A 19,393-nucleotide genomic window follows, 5' to 3' on the forward strand; every position below is an offset into this window, starting at 1 on the left:
CCCGACTTCATCTCACTCCAAGCGCGCGACCTCGACGCCTCGCAGGCGTTCTACGAGCAGTACCTCGGCCTCGTCCGCTCGCAAGCCGGACCTCCGCACGCCGTCGTCTTCGAGACGAAGCCGATCGCGTTCGCACTCCGCGAGGTCGTTCCCGGCACCGATCTCGCATCCGTTGCCCAGCCCGGCATCGGTGCCGCGATCTGGCTCCACGCCACGGACGTCCAGGCCATTCACGATGCTCTCGTGGCCGACGGTCACACCATCGTCTCCGCACCGATCGACGGCCCCTTCGGTCGGACATTCACCTTCGCCGACCCCGACGGCTATCAGGTCACCCTCCACGACCGCGCCTGATACGCGCCCGGACCGGTGCGGTCATCGATCAGGACCGGCTGCCCTCGGCCTGGACCGCATCGTTGGCGGTGTTCCAGGACAGCGGTGCCCGCACTCGCCGCAGCGGTAGCGGCGCACCGTGACCGGCAGAGTCGTCGGACGCGGACGGAACCGCCGACTTGGTCGAAGCAGGCGTTCAAGAAAAGGCTCTCGCCGCAGGAGCCGACCTGGCGCCAGGCTGTGGAAGTAGTCGCCCTGGGTACGTTCACCGGGTTCAAGACGACCACCGCCGAAGAGCTGCCTCACGCGACAGCGGTGATGGCCCCTCCACGTCATGCGCCTGGGCGGTGACGCTCCGGGCCGGTGCCGGCAGCGCGTCGTGCAGGTCCTGGGGCATACGCGCCCGGTCCGGTCGCTGGCCGGCAGACACCGGTCGGCACACTCTCTTACGGCAACTGCCATTCCGCGGACGGCTGTTCAAGTCGCTGCCTCGCCGCGCTCCTCAGGCGACGGTACGGACATCCGGGGCCGCATCAGAGGTTCACGCGCTTGAGGTAGACCCGGCGGCGGTGGGGGATGGTCTGGTACCAGGCCAGTAGGTGTTCGTCCTCGTACGTACGCAGCCGCATCGGGTGCGGGTCCTCGTACAGGCTGCCGTCCTTGGGGTCGATGGACATCGACGCGAGGTCGACCAGGCCGTCCATGACCGCGGCGACGAGCTGCTGCCGCTCCGCCGGCATGTCACCCAGCACCCACACCCGACTGGGATCGCACTCCCAGGCCCAGCCGGCGTCGTTCTCGACGCCCTCCCCCCTCAGGACCACTGACCGATCTCCCGCTGGGCCTCGGCGAGGATGCGGCTGCTGGTCTCCATGGCGACCCGGAACTGCTCCTCCGTCGCCTGGGGGTCACCCGCGATGCGTTCTGCTTCGTGCAGCGCCGCGGTCCGCGCCGGCCACCGGTGGATCGCCACGTGCGTGGCCCACTTGATCAGGAAGAACCGCAGGGGATTGATCGCCCCGGTCTCGGCCGCCCGGTCGAACGCTTCGTTGCACTCCCTGTCGAGCACGGCGAGGCTCGCCATGTCGATCCGGCGCACGGCGTCCCGCAGCGCTTCGCGCGTCATGGCCGGCTGGGGGATGAGGGGGCCGGGGCCTTCCACCTGCTGTGCTGTCATCGTGTCCTCCAGGGGAACGCGGCCAGGATACCCAGCCGGCCTGGAAAACTGTCCCTAAACGCAGAAAAGCCCCGCACCAGTTACCTGGTGCGGGGCTTTCCCACAATGATTGTTCGGCGGCGTCCTACTCTCCCACAGGGTCCCCCCTGCAGTACCATCGGCGCTGAAAGGCTTAGCTTCCGGGTTCGGAATGTAACCGGGCGTTTCCCTAACGCTATGACCACCGAAACACTATGAAGATATCAACCGGATGACAACACGGTCGTTACTTCAGAACTAACACAGTGGACGCGAGCAACTGAGGACAAGCCCTCGGCCTATTAGTACCAGTCAGCTCCACCCGTTACCGGGCTTCCACATCTGGCCTATCAACCCAGTCGTCTACTGGGAGCCTTACCCTCTCAAGGAGGTGGGAATACTCATCTTGAAGCAGGCTTCCCGCTTAGATGCTTTCAGCGGTTATCCCTCCCGAACGTAGCCAACCAGCCATGCCCTTGGCAGGACAACTGGCACACCAGAGGTTCGTCCGTCCCGGTCCTCTCGTACTAGGGACAGCCCTTCTCAATATTCCTACGCGCACAGCGGATAGGGACCGAACTGTCTCACGACGTTCTAAACCCAGCTCGCGTACCGCTTTAATGGGCGAACAGCCCAACCCTTGGGACCGACTCCAGCCCCAGGATGCGACGAGCCGACATCGAGGTGCCAAACCATCCCGTCGATATGGACTCTTGGGGAAGATCAGCCTGTTATCCCCGGGGTACCTTTTATCCGTTGAGCGACGGCGCTTCCACAAGCCACCGCCGGATCACTAGTCCCGACTTTCGTCCCTGCTCGACCCGTCGGTCTCACAGTCAAGCTCCCTTGTGCACTTACACTCAACACCTGATTGCCAACCAGGCTGAGGGAACCTTTGGGCGCCTCCGTTACCCTTTGGGAGGCAACCGCCCCAGTTAAACTACCCATCAGACACTGTCCCTGATCCGGATCACGGACCGAGGTTAGACATCCAGCACGACCAGAGTGGTATTTCAACGACGACTCCACAACCACTGGCGTGGCCGCTTCAAAGTCTCCCACCTATCCTACACAAGCCGAACCGAACACCAATATCAAACTGTAGTAAAGGTCCCGGGGTCTTTCCGTCCTGCTGCGCGAAACGAGCATCTTTACTCGTAGTGCAATTTCACCGGGCCTATGGTTGAGACAGTCGAGAAGTCGTTACGCCATTCGTGCAGGTCGGAACTTACCCGACAAGGAATTTCGCTACCTTAGGATGGTTATAGTTACCACCGCCGTTTACTGGCGCTTAAGTTCTCAGCTTCGCACGCCCGAAAGCGCACTAACCGGTCCCCTTAACGTTCCAGCACCGGGCAGGCGTCAGTCCGTATACATCGCCTTACGGCTTCGCACGGACCTGTGTTTTTAGTAAACAGTCGCTTCTCGCTGGTCTCTGCGGCCACCCCCAGCTCACGGAGTAAATCCGATCACCAGTGATGGCCCCCCTTCTCCCGAAGTTACGGGGGCATTTTGCCGAGTTCCTTAACCATAGTTCACCCGAACGCCTCGGTATTCTCTACCTGACCACCTGAGTCGGTTTAGGGTACGGGCCGCCATGAAACTCGCTAGAGGCTTTTCTCGACAGCATAGGATCATCCACTTCACCACAATCGGCTCGGCATCAGGTCTCAGCCTTAATGAGGGACGGATTTGCCTACCCCTCGGCCTACACCCTTACCCCGGGACTACCACCGCCCGGGCTGGACTACCTTCCTGCGTCACCCCATCGCTTACCTACTACAAGTCTGGTTCGTCGGCTCCACCACTTTCCTTTCCCCGAAGGGTCCGGAACGGCTTCACGGACTTAGCATCGCCTGATTCGATATTGGGCGTTTCAAAGCGGGTACCGGAATATCAACCGGTTGTCCATCGACTACGCCTGTCGGCCTCGCCTTAGGTCCCGACTTACCCTGGGCAGATCAGCTTGACCCAGGAACCCTTAGTCAATCGGCGCACACGTTTCTCACGTGTGTATCGCTACTCATGCCTGCATTCTCACTCGTGAACCGTCCACAACTAGCTTCCGCTGCTGCTTCACCCGGCACACGACGCTCCCCTACCCATCACAGCGGGCGTTGGCCCTATTGCTGCAATGACACGACTTCGGCGGTACGCTTGAGCCCCGCTACATTGTCGGCGCGGAATCACTTGACCAGTGAGCTATTACGCACTCTTTCAAGGGTGGCTGCTTCTAAGCCAACCTCCTGGTTGTCTCTGCGACTCCACATCCTTTCCCACTTAGCGTACGCTTAGGGGCCTTAGTCGATGCTCTGGGCTGTTTCCCTCTCGACCATGGAGCTTATCCCCCACAGTCTCACTGCCACGCTCTCACTTACCGGCATTCGGAGTTTGGCTAAGGTCAGTAACCCGGTAGGGCCCATCGCCTATCCAGTGCTCTACCTCCGGCAAGAAACACGTGACGCTGCACCTAAATGCATTTCGGGGAGAACCAGCTATCACGGAGTTTGATTGGCCTTTCACCCCTAACCACAGGTCATCCCCCAGGTTTTCAACCCTGGTGGGTTCGGTCCTCCACGAAGTCTTACCTCCGCTTCAACCTGCCCATGGCTAGATCACTCCGCTTCGGGTCTAGAGCGTGCAACTCAATCGCCCTATTCGGACTCGCTTTCGCTACGGCTTCCCCACACGGGTTAACCTCGCTACACACCGCTAACTCGCAGGCTCATTCTTCAAAAGGCACGCAGTCACGACTGTATGTGCAAGCACATACAGCGACGCTCCCACGGCTTGTAGGCACACGGTTTCAGGTACTATTTCACTCCGCTCCCGCGGTACTTTTCACCATTCCCTCACGGTACTATCCGCTATCGGTCACCAGGGAATATTTAGGCTTAGCGGGTGGTCCCGCCAGATTCACACGGGATTTCTCGGGCCCCGTGCTACTTGGGAGATTCTTAAGCAAGCCGCTGATGTTTCGTCTACGGGGGTCTTACCCTCTACGCCGGACCTTTCGCATGTCCTTCGACTACATCAACGGTTTCTGACTCGCCGACCGGCCGGCAGACCGATCAAAAGAATTCCCACAACCCCGCATGCGCAACCCCTGCCGGGTATCACACGCATACGGTTTGGCCTCATCCGGTTTCGCTCGCCACTACTCCCGGAATCACGGTTGTTTTCTCTTCCTGAGGGTACTGAGATGTTTCACTTCCCCTCGTTCCCTCCACACTGCCTATGTGTTCAGCAGTGGGTGACAGCCCATGACGACTGCCGGGTTTCCCCATTCGGACACCCCCGGATCAAAGCTCAGTTGGCAGCTCCCCGGGGCCTATCGCGGCCTCTCACGTCCTTCATCGGTTCCTGGTGCCAAGGCATCCACCGTGCGCCCTTAAAAACTTGGCCACAGATGCTCGCGTCCACTGTGTAGTTCTCAAGCAACGACCAGCCACCCATCACCCTCACTTACAAGAAGTGAAGTTCACTGGGGCCGGCATCGCGAAGATAAGACCTTACGGCCGTACCTTCAGATACCCAACAACGTGCCAGGCACGATCCCCCGTCAGTGACTCACTTTCCACGCCGAAGCAGTACTCGTGATCCATCCAGGAAACCGTGCCAAATAATCAACGTTCCACCCATGAGCTGACCGTGCAGAACATTTGTCTGCAATCGGTACTGTGCTCCTTAGAAAGGAGGTGATCCAGCCGCACCTTCCGGTACGGCTACCTTGTTACGACTTCGTCCCAATCGCCAGTCCCACCTTCGACAGCTCCCTCCCTTACGGGTTGGGCCACCGGCTTCGGGTGTTACCGACTTTCGTGACGTGACGGGCGGTGTGTACAAGGCCCGGGAACGTATTCACCGCAGCAATGCTGATCTGCGATTACTAGCAACTCCGACTTCATGGGGTCGAGTTGCAGACCCCAATCCGAACTGAGACCGGCTTTTTGAGATTCGCTCCACCTCACGGTATCGCAGCTCATTGTACCGGCCATTGTAGCACGTGTGCAGCCCAAGACATAAGGGGCATGATGACTTGACGTCGTCCCCACCTTCCTCCGAGTTGACCCCGGCGGTCTCCTGTGAGTCCCCATCACCCCGAAGGGCATGCTGGCAACACAGGACAAGGGTTGCGCTCGTTGCGGGACTTAACCCAACATCTCACGACACGAGCTGACGACAGCCATGCACCACCTGTATACCGACCACAAGGGGGCACTATCTCTAATGCTTTCCGGTATATGTCAAGCCTTGGTAAGGTTCTTCGCGTTGCGTCGAATTAAGCCACATGCTCCGCTGCTTGTGCGGGCCCCCGTCAATTCCTTTGAGTTTTAGCCTTGCGGCCGTACTCCCCAGGCGGGGAACTTAATGCGTTAGCTGCGGCACCGACGACGTGGAATGTCGCCAACACCTAGTTCCCAACGTTTACGGCGTGGACTACCAGGGTATCTAATCCTGTTCGCTCCCCACGCTTTCGCTCCTCAGCGTCAGTAATGGCCCAGAGATCCGCCTTCGCCACCGGTGTTCCTCCTGATATCTGCGCATTTCACCGCTACACCAGGAATTCCGATCTCCCCTACCACACTCTAGCTAGCCCGTATCGAATGCAGACCCGAGGTTAAGCCTCGGGCTTTCACATCCGACGTGACAAGCCGCCTACGAGCTCTTTACGCCCAATAATTCCGGACAACGCTTGCGCCCTACGTATTACCGCGGCTGCTGGCACGTAGTTAGCCGGCGCTTCTTCTGCAGGTACCGTCACTTTCGCTTCTTCCCTGCTGAAAGAGGTTTACAACCCGAAGGCCGTCATCCCTCACGCGGCGTCGCTGCATCAGGCTTTCGCCCATTGTGCAATATTCCCCACTGCTGCCTCCCGTAGGAGTCTGGGCCGTGTCTCAGTCCCAGTGTGGCCGGTCGCCCTCTCAGGCCGGCTACCCGTCGTCGCCTTGGTGGGCCATTACCCCACCAACAAGCTGATAGGCCGCGGGCTCATCCTTCACCGCCGGAGCTTTCAACCCCCACCCATGCAGGCGGGAGTGGTATCCGGTATTAGACCCCGTTTCCAGGGCTTGTCCCAGAGTGAAGGGCAGATTGCCCACGTGTTACTCACCCGTTCGCCACTAATCCACCCCGAAGGGCTTCATCGTTCGACTTGCATGTGTTAAGCACGCCGCCAGCGTTCGTCCTGAGCCAGGATCAAACTCTCCATGAATGTTTACCCGTAATCGGGTGCACACGCACTTAGAGCGGGTCAGTCATGTCGGAATAAGACCGACTGACCACTGCGTCCTCGCTGTGTAATTGCCTGCAAGCATCACCCGAAGGCGACCTCACAGGTCTTTTTCAAAGGAACCTCATCCACCGAAGTGGACGGGGTATCAACTTCTGGCGTTGATTTTTGGCACGCTGTTGAGTTCTCAAGGAACGGACGCTTCCTTTGTACTCACCCTCGCGGGCTTTCCTCCGGGCTTTCGTTCTTCGTTCTTGCGTTTCCGACTCTATCAGATCCTTTCGGGCCTGACCCCCAGTCAGCGGGGTTTGTCTTCCGGGCTGTTGGGCCCTTCCGACTCCCAGAACTCTAGTGGATTTCCCGACCGATTCATAATCGGCCTTCGGAAATCAATTCGGGCATGCCGAATTCGTTCCCGGTGGGAGATCGTGCTGAGTTGGGTGCCGCAACGAGGCGGCGGATTTTGTTGTCGCCAAAACCAGGTGGCTCAGGGACAACTCGAAGAACCTTACGGACTCGGCGGGGCGGTGTCAACCCCACCGTTGGGGCCTGCTCAGCTGGGCGACTGGAGGTCTTCCACGCGGTCCAGCAGGCGGGTCAGCATGTCGCCGAGTACCCCGCGCTCCGCCGTGGAGAGGTCCTGGAGGAGGTCCTCCTCGAAGACCGTCGCCGCGCGCATCGCGTCGAGCCACTTGCTGCGGCCCTCGTCCGTGAGCTCCACGATCACGCGGACCCGGTTCGACTCGTCCCGCTCGCGGGTGACCAGGCCCTCCGCCGTCATGCGGTCGATCCGGTGGGTCATCGCCGCCGGCGTGAGGCCGAGCTGCTTCGCGAGCTCGCTCGGGCCCATCCGGTACGGGGCTCCGGAGATGACGAGGGCCTTGAGGACCTCCCACTCCGCGTTGCTGATGCCCAGGGCCGCGGTCTGGCGTCCGTACGCGACGTTCATACGGCGGTTCAGGCGGCTCAGCGCCGAGACCACCTTCTCGACCTGGGGGTCGAGGTCCTGGAATTCGCGCTGGTAGACGGCGATCTGCTCGTCGAGGGTCGGCTCGTGGACGGGCGTAGTGCCGTCGGGGGTGTCACCCATGGGTCGAAGTATCGCATGAAGCCGTTGGCGTCTAACTCCTTCGATGTGTAGAGTTAAGCATCGAACTTTAGGTATGAAGTCTTCAGGCTTCAGCTATCAAGGCAGGTGAGAAGTGACCAAGGTGATGGGCGCCGCGATGCGGCGGATCCAGGCCGGCAACGCGCTGACCGCGTTCGGCATCGGCTTCACGGTTCCGTTCCTCTACATCTACGTGGCGCAGGTGCGAGGTCTGGGCTCCATGGCCGCCACGAGCGCGTTCGTGGCCTTCGCCCTCGGCGCTCTCGTCGCGCTGCCCTTCACCGGCCGGGTCATCGACCGGCGCGGTCCCGTCCCCGTGGTGCTGGGTGCGGCGGTCGCCGCCTCGGCGGGGGCGCTCTCCCTCGGTCTCTCCACCGGGATCCCGGCGATCCTGCTGTCCGCCCTGGCGCTCGGCGCCGGGCAGGCCGTGATGCAGCCCGCGCTCGCCACGATGATCGTGTGGTGCTCGACGCCCGCCACCCGGACGCGGTCCTTCGCCATGCAGTTCTTCATGCAGAACTTGGGTCTGGGCATCGGCGGCCTCATCGGCGGCCAGATCGTCGACGAGAACCGGCCCGGCAGCTTCACCCTGCTGTTCGGCATCGAGGCCGTGATGTTCCTGGTGCTGGCCGCCGTCATCCTCACCGTACGGATGCCGCACGCGCCGGTGATCAAGGACGCCTTGCCGCGCGACCCCGCTCAGGCGGGCGGCAGCGGCTGGCAGCGGCTGCTGCGGCACAAGGCCATGGTGAAGCTGCTGGTTCTGGGCTTCGTGATCTTCTTCGCCTGCTACGGACAGTTCGAGTCCGGTCTCGCCGCCTTCGGCACCGAGGCCGCGGGGATCTCGCCGTCCACCCTCGGGTTCGCGCTCGCCGCCAACACCGGTGCGATCGTGGTCGCGCAGTTCGTCGTGCTGAAGCTCGTCGAGAAGCGCCGCCGGTCCCGTGTGATCGCGCTGGTCGGTCTGATCTGGACCGTGGCGTGGGTCATCGCCGGGTTCTCGGGGCTGGGGCACGGCAGCGCGATGATGGCCGCCGCCGCGTTCATCTCCACGTACGCGCTCTTCGGCATCGGCGAGGCGATGCTGTCCCCGACGCTGGCCCCGCTGGTGGCCGATCTGGCTCCGGAGGGTTCGGTCGGGCAGTACAACTCGGCGTTCGCCCTGGTCAAGCAGATGGCGCTGGCGCTCGGCCCGCTCGGGGTGCCGCTGGGCGCGGGTGTGCCGATGCTCTACATCGGGACCTTCGTCGTCGTTTCGCTGGGCATCGCGGCGCTGGCGCTGCGGCTCGGCAAGCAGCTCAGCCCGGCGCAGGACAACCCGTCGCTGGTGGGCAGCCGGATCGTGGCGCAGGGCCCGGCGGCCGGCTCCAAGGTCGGCGAACCCGTCGCCGCGTAGGACGATGTACTCGCGCACGTGCTGAAGGCCCCGGTCCTGTGACCGGGGCCTTCAGCACGTGCGGGCTACTTGTCCGGGAGGGCGAACTCGCACCAGACGGCCTTGCCGCCGCCCGGGGTGCGGCGGGAGCCCCAGGAGGAGGCGATGGTCGCGACGATCGAGATGCCGCGGCCGGTCTCGTCGGCCGGTTCGGCGCGGCGGCGGCGCGGGAGGTGGTCGTCCCCGTCGGTGACCTCGATGATCAGGCGGCGGTCGGTGCGGCGCAGCCGCAGCCGCATGGGCGGGGTGCCGTGCTGGAGGGAGTTCGCGACGAGCTCGCTGGCGGCGAGGACGCCGAGGTCGCACAGCTCGACCGGGAACCGCCAGGAGGCGAGGACTCCGGACGCGAAGGCGCGGGCGCGCGGGGCGGCCTCGACCCCGCCGAGGAGTTCCAGCGCGGCGTTGTGGAAGAGCTCGGCATCGGCTCCGGTGCGGGCCGGCTGCTGGAGGACCATGACGGCGACGTCGTCGTCGTGGTCGGCATCGACCCCGAGGGCGCGCATCAGGCGGTCGCAGATGACGGCCGGGGTGCCCTGGGCGCCGGAGAGGGCGCGTTCCAGGGCGGCGACGCCCTCGTCGATGTCCTCGCCTCGGCGCTCGACCAGGCCGTCGGTGTAGAGGACGGCGGTGGAGCCGGGGCCGAGGGCGATGGTGCCGGAGGTGTGGAGCCAGCCGCCGGTGCCGAGCGGCGGGCCGGTGGGGTCGGCGGCGCGGCGGACGGTGCCGTCCTCGTCGCGGACGAGGATCGGGAGGTGGCCGGCGGAGGCGTAGGCGAGCAGTCCCTCGTTGGGGTCGTGGACGGCGTAGACGCAGGTGGCGATCTGGCTGGCGTCGATCTCGGCGGCGAGGCCGTCGAGGAGCTGCAGGACCTCGTGGGGCGGGAGGTCGAGGCGGGCGTACGCGCGGACGGCGGTGCGGAGCTGGCCCATGACGGCGGCGGCGCGCACGCCGCGCCCCATGACGTCGCCGATGACGAGGGCGGTGCGGCCGGCGCCGAGGGTGATGACGTCGTACCAGTCGCCGCCGACGGCGGCCTCGGTGCCGCCGGGCTGGTAGGTGGCGGCGATGCGGAGGTCGTCGGGCTGTTCCAGTTCCTGCGGGAGGAGGGAGCGCTGGAGGGTGACGGCGGCCTCGCGCTGGCGGCGCTCGCTGGCGCGCAGGCGCTCGACGGCTTCGGCGTGGTCGGTGACGTCGGCGAGGTGGATCAGGACCCCGGTGTGGTGGGGGTCGGGGTCGGTTCCGGGGGCGGCCTTGGGGAACTCGACGGGGGTGCAGGTGACGGTGTACGAGCTGCCGCCGGGCGCGGTGCGGTTCTTGGCGGTACGGGGCTTGCCGCTGCGCTGGACCTGGTCGAGGAGCGGGAGCAGGCCGAGCTCGCCGAGTTCGGGGAGGGACGCGTGGGCCGGGGCGCCGGTGGTGCGGGTGCCGAATCCGGCGGTGTAGGCCTCGTTGACGTAGGCGACGCGGTGGTCGGGGCCGTGCACGAGGGCGACGAGGGCCGGGAGCAGGCCGAGGACCTCCCCGAGGGAGAGTTCGTCGAGGGAGGGCACGACGGTGGGGGCCGGGGGGCTCGCTCCGGCCCCCGCCGCGGTGCCCGAGCCCGTGCCGCAGACGGTGGGGTCGGCTGGGCGCCCGTCCGGCGTGACGGCGGGCCCGGCGGCGCCGCGGGCGGCCGGGACCGAGCCCTCACCCCGCTTGGCCTGGGCGGCGGCGTGTTCGGACCGGGCGGCGGCGCGACGCTGCGTTCCGGGGAACCGGGCGCTCCAGCGCGTGAAGTTCACTGCGTTCAAGCCTCGTGGTGTCGCTCGTGGTCGCTGTGTCTCCCCCAGCGGCCTCCCCCGGCTGGCGCTGGGGTTTCCCCCGGAAGTGTCCGGGTTCGGCCGCTGGACGGTGTCACTCTGTGCAGGTGTGAGCCCACCTATGGTCACACGTCCAGTGTGGTCGACGGCACTGACAACGTCAGCCTCCGTTCTTCTTCGGGGGGTCCTTCGGCCTCCCGCCTGCGGCGAGTTCGAATTCTGCCCTGGGGTGTTCGAGGGACCCGAGGGACACGATCTCGCGTTTGAAGAGACCTGAGAGGGTCCATTCGGCGAGGACGCGCATCTTGCGGTTGAAGGTGGGGATCCGGCTGAGGTGGTAGGTGCGGTGCATCAGCCAGGCAGGGTAGCCCTTGAGCTTGTGACCGTAGACGTGCGCGACGCCCTTGTGGAAGCCGAGGGAGGCGACGGATCCGGAGTACTTGTGCGCGTACTCGGTGAGGACTTCGCCGCGCAGGGCGGCGAGGAGGTTGTCGGCGAGCACCTTGGCCTGGCGGACGGCGTGCTGCGCGTTGGGGGCGCATTCGCGGCCCTTCTCGTCCGCCGTGATGTCGGGGACGGCGGCGGCGTCACCGGCGGACCAGGCGTGTTCGACGCCTTCGACGGTGAGGAAGGCGGTGCAGGCGAGCCGGCCGCGTTCGTTCTTGGGGAGGTCGCAGGCGGCGATGACGGGGTTGGGTTTGACGCCGGCGGTCCATACGACGGTGCGGGTGGGGAAGCGGGCTCCGTCGCTGAGGACGGCGACGCGGTTCTCGCAGGATTCGAGCCGGGTCTCCAGGCGCAGGTCGATGTTGCGGCGGCGCAGTTCGCGGACCGTGTAGACGCCGAGCTCGGGGCCGACCTCGGGGAGGATGTGGTCGCTGGCCTCGACCAGCACCCACTTCATGTCCTCCGGTTTGACGTTGTGGTAGTACCGGGCCGCGTAGCGGGCCATGTCCTCCAGTTCGCCGAGGGCTTCGACGCCCGCGTAGCCGCCGCCGACGAAGACGAAGGTGAGGGCGGCGTCGCGGATGGCGGGGTCGCGGGTGGAGGAGGCGATGTCCATCTGCTCGATGACGTGGTTGCGCAGGCCGATGGCCTCTTCCACGGTCTTGAAGCCGATGGCGTAGTCGGCGAGTCCCGGGATGGGGAGGGTGCGGGAGACCGAGCCGGGGGCGAGGACGAGTTCGTCGTACTCGATCTCGGTGGGGCCGGCGCCCTCCTCCTCGGTGGCGAGGGTGGTGATGGTGGCGGTCCGTTTGGCGTGGTCGATGCTGCGGGCCTCGCCGATGACGATGCGGCACTTGTGGAGGAGCCGGCGCAGCGGGACGACGACGTGGCGGGGGGAGATCGAGCCGGCGGCGGCTTCCGGGAGGAAGGGCTGGTAGGTCATGTAGGGCTCGGGGGTGACCACCGTGACCTCGGCTTCTCCGTCTCTCAGCTTCTTCTGGAGGCGGAGAGCCGTGTACATGCCGACGTAACCGCCGCCGACGACGAGGATGCGCGTGCGGGGCGGGGTACCGGGGTCTGTGCCCCGGGAGTTAGCAGCCTTCACCATCCCATGACGCAACGTGGCCGGGAGTTTGTCCACAGGCCCGGCAAATCGTGTGACCGGTGGGGACGCCGGGACGGGGCTGCCGGTTGGCTTGGATGGGGCTTGAAGTTCGCAGGTCAGGAGCTGCGGAACGGGTGATTCCGGGGGCTTGCTGCGGAAAAGTGGGGGTGAATGCTCCGATCGGGCGGTGGTCCGTCCGGGGCTGCCTCTTCTGAATTGACTCTGGCTCAACTATGTTCGTATGCGTCGAGAAGTAGGACCGGGGCCCCATGACCGTGGCCCCCCTCGACGCGAAGGCGGGGAGTGTCTCCGGGGGGAGACAAGTGATTACCGGGGGATACACATGCATATTTCAGATTTCCATGGCTCTGCGACCGCTCTCTCGACCGAGAGCAACGGCCGCGTGATGACGAGCGCCACGACCCACGCCGTGGGCCGTTCCACGCCGCTGCGCGTGGACGCCCAGCGGAACCTCGAACACGTCCTGCGCGCGGCCCGCGAGGTCTTCGGCGAGCTGGGCTACGGGGCGCCGATGGAGGACGTGGCGCGGCGTGCGCGGGTCGGTGTCGGGACGGTGTACCGGCGCTTCCCGAGCAAGGACGTACTGGTCCGGCGGATAGCCGAGGAAGAGACCGCCCGGCTGACCGAACAGGCCGAGTCCGCCCTGGGCCAGGAGGAGGAGCCGTGGCAGGCTCTGTCGCGCTTCCTGCGCACCTCCGTGGCCTCGGGCGCGGGGCGGCTGCTGCCGCCGCAGGTGCTGCGGGTGGGCTCGGCCGGTGAGGACGGCGTCGAGGAGCCGGAGGCCGTGCGGGTTCCGCACCAGCGGCAGGCCGGCGTGACCGGGGCGCCCGACCTGCGGGTCGTGGGCGCGCGGGTGCCGGCCGCGGACGAGCCCTCGGAGGACGCGGGCGCGGGTGCGCTCCTGGAGGTGGTCGGCCGGCTGGTGGACCGCGCCCGGGAGGCGGGTGAGCTGCGGACCGATGTCACGGTGGCGGATGTGCTGCTGGTGATAGCGACCGCCGCGCCGGCTCTGCCGGATCCGGCGCAGCAGGCCGCGGCCTCGTCCCGGCTGCTCGACATCCTGCTGGAGGGGCTGCGGTCTCGGACGGCGTGAGCCGTGCGGGGGTTGCCCCGCTCTGAGGGTCGGGCGCGCCGGTGGGCTCGTGTGGCTCGCCTCCGCCTGCTTCGAGTGGTGGCCGTGACCGGATCTGCCTGGTCACGGCCGCGCTCGCCCAACACCGCCGCGACGAACGGCTGCTCGCTCGAACGAGTGAGGATCAGTACGGCGATTCGCCGCATTGTGCCCGGATGAGTGGTTGGTGCGGAGAGGGCTTCGGCGTGCGTCCGCCGTGTGACACGCTGGATTGGTGTACCGGTCTGAGTGTGTCGTGCGGGGGCTCCCTCGATGAGCGTTGACGGGCTGGACGAGTCACTCGGCGGCGCCGGCGGTGAGACCGGGGCCGGGACCGGAACCACGGGCGGCGCGACCACGGGCACTGGGAACACGGGCACTGGGAACACGGGTACCGGGACGACGGGTACCGGGAACACCGGTACCGGGGCCGGGAGCCTGTCCGCGCGGCAGGTGCCCGCGCAGCGTGGCCGGGGCGGACGGCGTGCTGATTCCGGGGCTTCCGGGGGCGAGGTGCCGGGTTCCGACGCCGACTTGGTCGTCCGGACGCGCGGTGGGGACGACGCGGCGTACGAGGAGCTGTTCCGCCGCCACGCCGATGCCGTGCGGCGCTACGCGCGCGGTTGCTGCCGGGACCGGCACACCGCCGACGACCTGACCGCCGAGGTGTTCGCGCGGACGCTCCAGGCGGTACGGGGCGGGGCCGGGCCGGACCAGTCGGTACGGGCCTACCTGCTGACCACCGTGCGCCGGGTCGCGGCCGCCTGGGCGAAGACGGCCAGGCGGGAGCAGCTGGTCGAGGACTTCGCGGTGTTCGCGGAGCAGGCCGCCGCCGGTGCCGACAGCAGGGGCGGGCTGTCCGGGGACGACACCCTGGAACTGGGCGCCGACGTACGGGCGATGCACGAGGCGGAGCGGTCGCTGGCGATGCAGGCGTTCCGGAGCCTGCCCGAGCGGTGGCAGGCCGTGCTGTGGCACACCACCGTCGAGGAGGCCTCGCCGAGTGCGGTCGCCCCGCTGTTCGGGCTGAGCGCCAACGCGACCGCCGTGCTGGCCAGCCGGGCCCGGGAGGGCCTCAAGCAGGCCTACCTCCAGGCACACGTCAGCTCCGCGCTGAGCGAGGGCGGCGACTGCGCGCGGTACACGGACCGGCTGGGCGCGTATGCCCGGGGCGGGCTGCGGATGCGGGCGGAGCGGGGGCTGCGGGGGCACCTGGAGGAGTGCGTGAAGTGCCGGCTGGCGGCCGGGGAGCTCAAGGACGTCAACGCCGGGATCCCCGCGCTGCTGCCGGTCGCGGTCATCGGGTGGTTCGCCGCCGGGTACACGGCGAAGGCCGCCGGGGTGGTGGCCGGTGGGGCCGTCGCCGCGGGCGGGGCGGGGGCCGCGGCCGCCGCTTCCGGCGGGTCGACGGCCGGTGCGGGGGCCGGGGCGGGCGCTGGCGCGGGGGCCGCCGGAGCTGCCGGGGGCTCGGGCGCCGGTGGGGGCGGGGCCGGGGGAGCGGTGGTTTCCGAGGGGCTGGGGTTGCCGGCCAAGGCCGCGCTGGCCGCCGGGATCGCCATCGCGGCGGCGGCCGGGGTGGTGTTCGCGCTGGCCGGGGACGACCCCGACGCTCCGGTGCGGGAGCGGCCCGCGCCGGCTGTGGCCGCGCCCGTGGTGCCGGCTCCGGAGGTTTCCGCCCCGCCCGCGCCGAAGGCTCGGCCGTCCGCCGCGAAGACACCGGCCGCGCGGGAATCCGTACGGCCTTCGCCGAGCACTCCCCCGCCGACGCCGACTCCCTCACCCTCGCGTCCCCGGCCGGCGCCGGCCGCGCCGCAGCCCTCACCGAGCAGGGCGAAGCCCTCGCCGGCTCCGACTCCGACTCCCACGCCGAGTGCGGCGCGGCCGGCCCCGGCGCGGGGGTTCCCGCTGGCCCGGATCCCTCAGTCGGCCCTCGGTGACCACAGCGGGCCCGAGGTGCAGACCTGGCGCAGCGGCTGGGTGTGGCAGCGCGGCGGGCTGGAGATCGGCGGCCGGTGGTACGGGCAGGGGATCACGGTGAACTCCCGTTCCTCGGTGGAGATCGCCCTGAACCGGCAGTGCACGGCCTTCTCGGCGCGGGCCGGGGTGGACGGGCTGTCGAGGTTCACCGACGGTTCGGTGCGGTTCTCGGTGTACGCGGACGGGCAGCGGCTGTGGCAGTCGGGCGCCCTCGGGTACGAGGATCCGGCGGCCGCGGTGGAGGTCCCGCTGACCGGGCGCGGCACGCTGCGGCTGGTGGTGGAGCGGGCCGGGGGCGGCGCCCTGCCGACGCTGGCGAGCTGGGCCGACGCCGTGATCAGCTGCCGTTGACCAGGCGGACGACATCGGCGGGGGTGAGCTTCGCGCCCGCCGCCTCCGCCTCGGTGTAGCGGTCCGGTCCGAGGGCGGCGCGGTTGCGGTCCGGGAGGTCGCGCAGGACGGTCCGTTCCGGGACGGAGCGGGGGTAGCCGGCGCGCCAGGCGGTGGCCGCGGTGAAGGCCCGTACGGAGTCGGCGGGGCGGCCGGCGGCGGCGAGCAGGCCGGCGGCGGTCTCGGCGAGGGTGGCCACGATGCGTTCGGCGCAGCGGGCGGTGACGGCGGCGTCCAGTGCCGGTCCGACCAGGGCCAGGCCGGCCGCCGGGCCCTGTTCGCGGGCGGTGAGGACGGCGTCCACGTTGGCGATCCCGGCGGTGAGCTGTGGGGGCACGGTGACCAGGGCGGCCTCGGCCCGGGCCAGGTCGCACGCGGTGCGGGAGCGGTCGAGGTCGCCGCGGAAGAGGGCGATCAGCGCGGCGACGAGCCGGCCGTAGGCGCGGACGTCGAACACCCCGCCGAGCCGGTCGGCTTCGCGCTCCGCCTCGGCGAGGACGCGGTCGGCGGTGTCGAAGTCCCCGGCGCACAGGGCGGCCTCCGCGATGCGGACGAGTGCGAAGGGCGCCTCGACGTGGGCGCCGATCTCGTGCGCGAGGCGCAGGCACTCCTCGTACTCGGCGCGGGCGGCGTCGTACTGGCCCCGGGAGAGGGCGAACTCGCCGGTGGCGCTGGCGACCTGGGCGCGGGTCCAGCGGTCGCCGACGCGGTGGGCGATCTCGTGGAGCTCGGCGAGGTCGGCCTCGACGGCGGGGAGGCCGCCGGTGAGGTCGATGGCGACGTGGGCGCGGAGCATGAGGGCGACGCCGAGTTCCCAGTCCTCGGCGTGGCGGCGGCAGTTCTCGACGGCTTCGTCGAGGTGGACGTGGAGGTCGACGGCATCGCCGGTGAGGAACCCGGTCATGGGCCAGAGCATGCCGGGGAAGCGGGCGGACTGGGGACCGCTGTGGCGGAAGGCCTGCCGGATCCGGGCGGCGAGTTCGACGTACTCGGGGGTGCGGAACTCCTCCATCGAGCGGCCTTCGGCGAGGAGGAAGACGTGGAGGACCTGGAGGCGCATGAAGCGCCAGTACGCGGGTGAGCCCTCGGGCGGGTCCTCGGGGGTGACGGCGAGGACCCTGGCGGTCCATTCGGCGCCCTGGAGGCGGTAGTTGCGCAGCCACCAGAACCAGCCGAGGGCGAAGGCGAGGCGCTGGGCGGTCTCGGGGTCGGGGGTGGGGGCGGGGTCGGGGGCGTCGCCGGGTCCCGCCGGGGCGGTGCCGGTGGCGGTTTCCAGGGCGGCGCGGAGGTTGTCGTACTCGGTCTCGACGCGGCTGATCCAGGGGAGCTGCGCGGCGGACCGGAGGAGGGGTTCCGCCTCCTCGGCGAAGGCCAGGTAGTGGGCGGTGTGGCGGCGGACGGTCCCGGCGCGGTCGCGCGGGTCCGCGGCGGCGCGGTCCGCGGCGTACTCGTGGATGGTTTCGAGCATGCGGTAGCGCATGCCGGTGGGGGTCGGGTCGGCGAGTACGAGGGATTTGTCGACGAGGGAGCCGAGGGTGTCGGCGACGTCCAGGGCGCCGGTGGCGCCGGTGGCGTCGGTGGCGTCAGCGCAGACGGCCTCGGCCGCGGCGAGGTCGCAGCCGCCGGCGAAGACGGAGAGGCGGCGCAGGACGGTGCGTTCGGGCGCGTCCAGCAGCTCCCAGGACCAGTCGACGACGGCCCGCAGGGTCTGCTGGCGGGGCAGGACGGTCCGGGAGCCGCTGGTCAGGAGCCGGAACCGGTCGTCGAGGCGGTCGGCGATCTGGCGCGGGGTCAGCAGCCGCAGCCGGGCCGCGGCCAGCTCGATGGCGAGCGGGAGACCGTCCAGGCGGGCGCAGATCTCGGCGACGGCGTCCGGGTCGTCGGCGGAGGCGAAGCCGGGGCGGGCGGCGGCGCCGCGGTCGGCGAAGAGGCGGTGCGCGGGGGCGGGCGGCAGCGGCTCGACGGGGCGGACGCTTTCGCCGGGGACGCCGAGGGGTTCGCGGCTGGTGGCGAGGATCCGGATGCCGGGGCAGTGGGTGAGGAGGCGCTCGGCGAGTTCGGCGGCGGCGCCGATGACGTGCTCGCAGTTGTCCAGGACGAGGAGCGTGGGGGCGCGGTGCGCGCAGTGCTCCAAGAGCAGGGCGGTGGGGTCCTCGGGGACGGCCTTCTCGCGGGCGACGAGGACGGTCTCGCGCAGGCCGAGGGCGCTCAGGACGGCGTCGGGGACGGCGTCGGGGTGGTCGAGGCGGGCGAGTTCGACGAGCCAGGCGGGTTCGGGGTGGGCGGCCGCGGCGTGCTCGGCGAGGCGGGTCTTTCCGGAACCGCCGGGCCCGGTGAGGGTGATGAGGCGGTGGCGGGGCAGGTCGGCGCGGAGGGAGCCCAGTTCGGGCTCGCGGCCGACGAAGGAGGTGAGGCGGGGACGGAGGTTGCCCTCCGGGGCGCGGGGCGGCGGCGGCCGCAGGAGCTCCGCGTGCAGGGCGGCGAGTTCGGGCCCGGGATCGGTCCCGAGGCCTTCGGCGAGGGCGCGGCGGGTGCGGTCGTACGCGTCGAGGGCGTCGGCGGGGCGGCCGGCGGCGCGCAGGGCGCGCAGCTGCTGGGCGCGGAGGGGTTCGTCGTACGGGTGTTGCCGGATCAGGATGTCGATCTCGTGGAGCAGCGCCGCCGGGTCGGCGGCGCCGCCGCGCAACTCGGCCTCGATGCGGTCGCGGAGGGCGGTGGCGCGGTGGGCCTCGGCGGCGGCGGCGTGGGCGGTGCGGGCGGGCTCGGGGAGGTCGGCGAGGGCGGGTCCGCGCCAGAGGTCGAGGGCGGTACGGAGGGTGGTGGCGGCGGCGGGGTCACCGGCGGCCAGCTCCCGGGCGCCGGTGCGGGCGAGCCGGGTGAAGCGGTGGAGGTCGACATCGTCGCGGTCGGCGACGGCGAGGCGGTAGCCGCCGACGGGGTCGGCCTGGATGCTGTCGCGGGCGCCGAGGGCGCGGCGGAGCCGGGCCACGAGGGCCTGGAGGGCGGCGGGGGCGTCCCGGGGCGGATCGTCGCCCCAGACCTCGTCGACCAGGTCGGGCACGGACGCCGCCGCAGGACCCCCGGCGCGCAGCGCGAGCGCGACGAGGAGCGCGCGCAGGCGGGCGCCGCCGATGGGAAGGGGGGCGCCGGTCTCGTCGCGCGCCTGGGTGACGCCAAGGATGAGGTACCGCACCGGGCAATTCTGCCTTGCCTTCGCCCGGGGCGTACGGGAGTTAATC

Annotated in this window: 10 protein-coding genes, 3 rRNA genes and 1 pseudogene (1 of these 14 running past the window's edge); 5 read left to right on the forward strand and 9 right to left on the reverse strand. The window is 68.6% G+C overall.

The window, feature by feature from the left end; all coding sequences use genetic code 11:
- Together EES41_RS17615 and EES41_RS43025 are read left to right on the forward strand one after the other, a co-directional pair.
- A protein-coding gene (locus EES41_RS17615) for a VOC family protein (RefSeq protein ID WP_123079429.1) crosses the window boundary here: on the forward strand, positions 1-354 show its 3' portion. The gene continues 15 nt to the left of window position 1, outside the view; only the last 354 of its 369 coding nucleotides appear in the window; the start codon falls outside the window, past its left edge; the stop codon is at positions 352-354.
- 162 nt (positions 355-516) lie between these two features.
- A pseudogene (locus EES41_RS43025) lies at positions 517-721 on the forward strand (transposase); the annotation flags it as partial.
- Positions 722-866: 145 nt separating this feature from the next.
- Here EES41_RS43025 and EES41_RS17620 read toward each other — a convergent pair.
- The 6 genes from EES41_RS17620 to EES41_RS17645 form a co-directional block, all read right to left on the reverse strand.
- A complete protein-coding gene (locus tag EES41_RS17620) occupies positions 867-1,157 on the reverse strand; it encodes a hypothetical protein (RefSeq protein WP_123079430.1) in 291 nt (96 codons plus the stop codon).
- Entirely contained in the window at positions 1,148-1,510 is a 363-nt protein-coding gene (locus tag EES41_RS17625) for a hypothetical protein (RefSeq protein WP_123079431.1), read from the reverse strand. Before EES41_RS17625 ends, EES41_RS17620 begins: the two co-directional genes overlap by 10 nt.
- 111 nt (positions 1,511-1,621) lie before the next feature.
- Positions 1,622-1,738 (reverse strand): 5S ribosomal RNA (gene rrf, locus EES41_RS17630).
- A gap of 72 nt (positions 1,739-1,810) precedes the next feature.
- Positions 1,811-4,933 (reverse strand): 23S ribosomal RNA (locus EES41_RS17635).
- A gap of 286 nt (positions 4,934-5,219) precedes the next feature.
- A 16S ribosomal RNA gene (locus tag EES41_RS17640) occupies positions 5,220-6,743 on the reverse strand.
- The 16S, 23S and 5S rRNA genes sit together here, the layout of an rRNA operon.
- A 571-nt stretch (positions 6,744-7,314) precedes the next feature.
- A complete protein-coding gene (locus EES41_RS17645; RefSeq protein ID WP_008738578.1) occupies positions 7,315-7,851 on the reverse strand; it encodes a MarR family winged helix-turn-helix transcriptional regulator in 537 nt (178 codons plus the stop codon).
- A gap of 124 nt (positions 7,852-7,975) precedes the next feature.
- On the opposite strand from EES41_RS17645, the gene EES41_RS17650 reads away from it, so the two are divergent.
- Positions 7,976-9,265: an MFS transporter gene (locus tag EES41_RS17650; protein ID WP_123082538.1), complete on the forward strand. Its 1,290-nt coding sequence runs from the start codon at positions 7,976-7,978 to the stop codon at positions 9,263-9,265.
- A gap of 65 nt (positions 9,266-9,330) precedes the next feature.
- Here the strand turns inward: EES41_RS17650 and EES41_RS17655 are convergent, their stop codons facing one another.
- Both EES41_RS17655 and EES41_RS17660 read right to left on the reverse strand, forming a co-directional pair.
- Positions 9,331-11,085 (reverse strand): ATP-binding SpoIIE family protein phosphatase, encoded by a 1,755-nt coding sequence (locus EES41_RS17655; RefSeq protein ID WP_123079432.1) that lies wholly within the window; start codon positions 11,083-11,085, stop codon positions 9,331-9,333.
- A 178-nt stretch (positions 11,086-11,263) separates the two neighbouring features.
- Positions 11,264-12,658 carry an NAD(P)/FAD-dependent oxidoreductase gene (locus EES41_RS17660; protein ID WP_123079433.1) on the reverse strand — a complete coding sequence of 465 codons (1,395 nt, stop codon included), beginning with the start codon at positions 12,656-12,658 and terminating at the stop codon, positions 11,264-11,266.
- 340 nt (positions 12,659-12,998) lie between these two features.
- On the opposite strand from EES41_RS17660, the gene EES41_RS17665 reads away from it, so the two are divergent.
- Together EES41_RS17665 and EES41_RS17670 are read left to right on the forward strand one after the other, a co-directional pair.
- Complete coding sequence (locus tag EES41_RS17665) at positions 12,999-13,769, forward strand: TetR/AcrR family transcriptional regulator (protein WP_123079434.1); 771 nt, start codon at positions 12,999-13,001, stop codon at positions 13,767-13,769.
- 291 nt (positions 13,770-14,060) lie between these two features.
- A complete protein-coding gene (locus EES41_RS17670) occupies positions 14,061-16,115 on the forward strand; it encodes a sigma-70 family RNA polymerase sigma factor (protein WP_254211485.1) in 2,055 nt (684 codons plus the stop codon).
- Here the strand turns inward: EES41_RS17670 and EES41_RS17675 are convergent.
- Complete coding sequence (locus EES41_RS17675; protein ID WP_123079436.1) at positions 16,102-19,347, reverse strand: BTAD domain-containing putative transcriptional regulator; 3,246 nt, start codon at positions 19,345-19,347, stop codon at positions 16,102-16,104. The two genes, EES41_RS17670 and EES41_RS17675, sit on opposite strands and share 14 nt — an antisense overlap.
- Positions 19,348-19,393 lie beyond the last annotated feature (46 nt).

The sequence above is a fragment of the Streptomyces sp. ADI95-16 genome (assembly GCF_003721495.1).
Lineage (GTDB): Bacteria > Actinomycetota > Actinomycetes > Streptomycetales > Streptomycetaceae > Streptomyces > Streptomyces goshikiensis.

Coding starts and splice junctions, on each gene's coding strand:
- EES41_RS17625 (WP_123079431.1), bottom strand. CDS start 1,510: ATGACAGCACAGCAGGTGGAAGGCCCCGGCCCCCTCATCCCCCAGCCG.
- EES41_RS17645 (WP_008738578.1), bottom strand. CDS start 7,851: ATGGGTGACACCCCCGACGGCACTACGCCCGTCCACGAGCCGACCCTC.
- EES41_RS17650 (WP_123082538.1), top strand. CDS start 7,976: ATGGGCGCCGCGATGCGGCGGATCCAGGCCGGCAACGCGCTGACCGCG.
- EES41_RS17660 (WP_123079433.1), bottom strand. CDS start 12,658: ATGGTGAAGGCTGCTAACTCCCGGGGCACAGACCCCGGTACCCCGCCC.
- EES41_RS17665 (WP_123079434.1), top strand. CDS start 12,999: ATGCATATTTCAGATTTCCATGGCTCTGCGACCGCTCTCTCGACCGAG.
- EES41_RS17670 (WP_254211485.1), top strand. CDS start 14,061: ATGAGCGTTGACGGGCTGGACGAGTCACTCGGCGGCGCCGGCGGTGAG.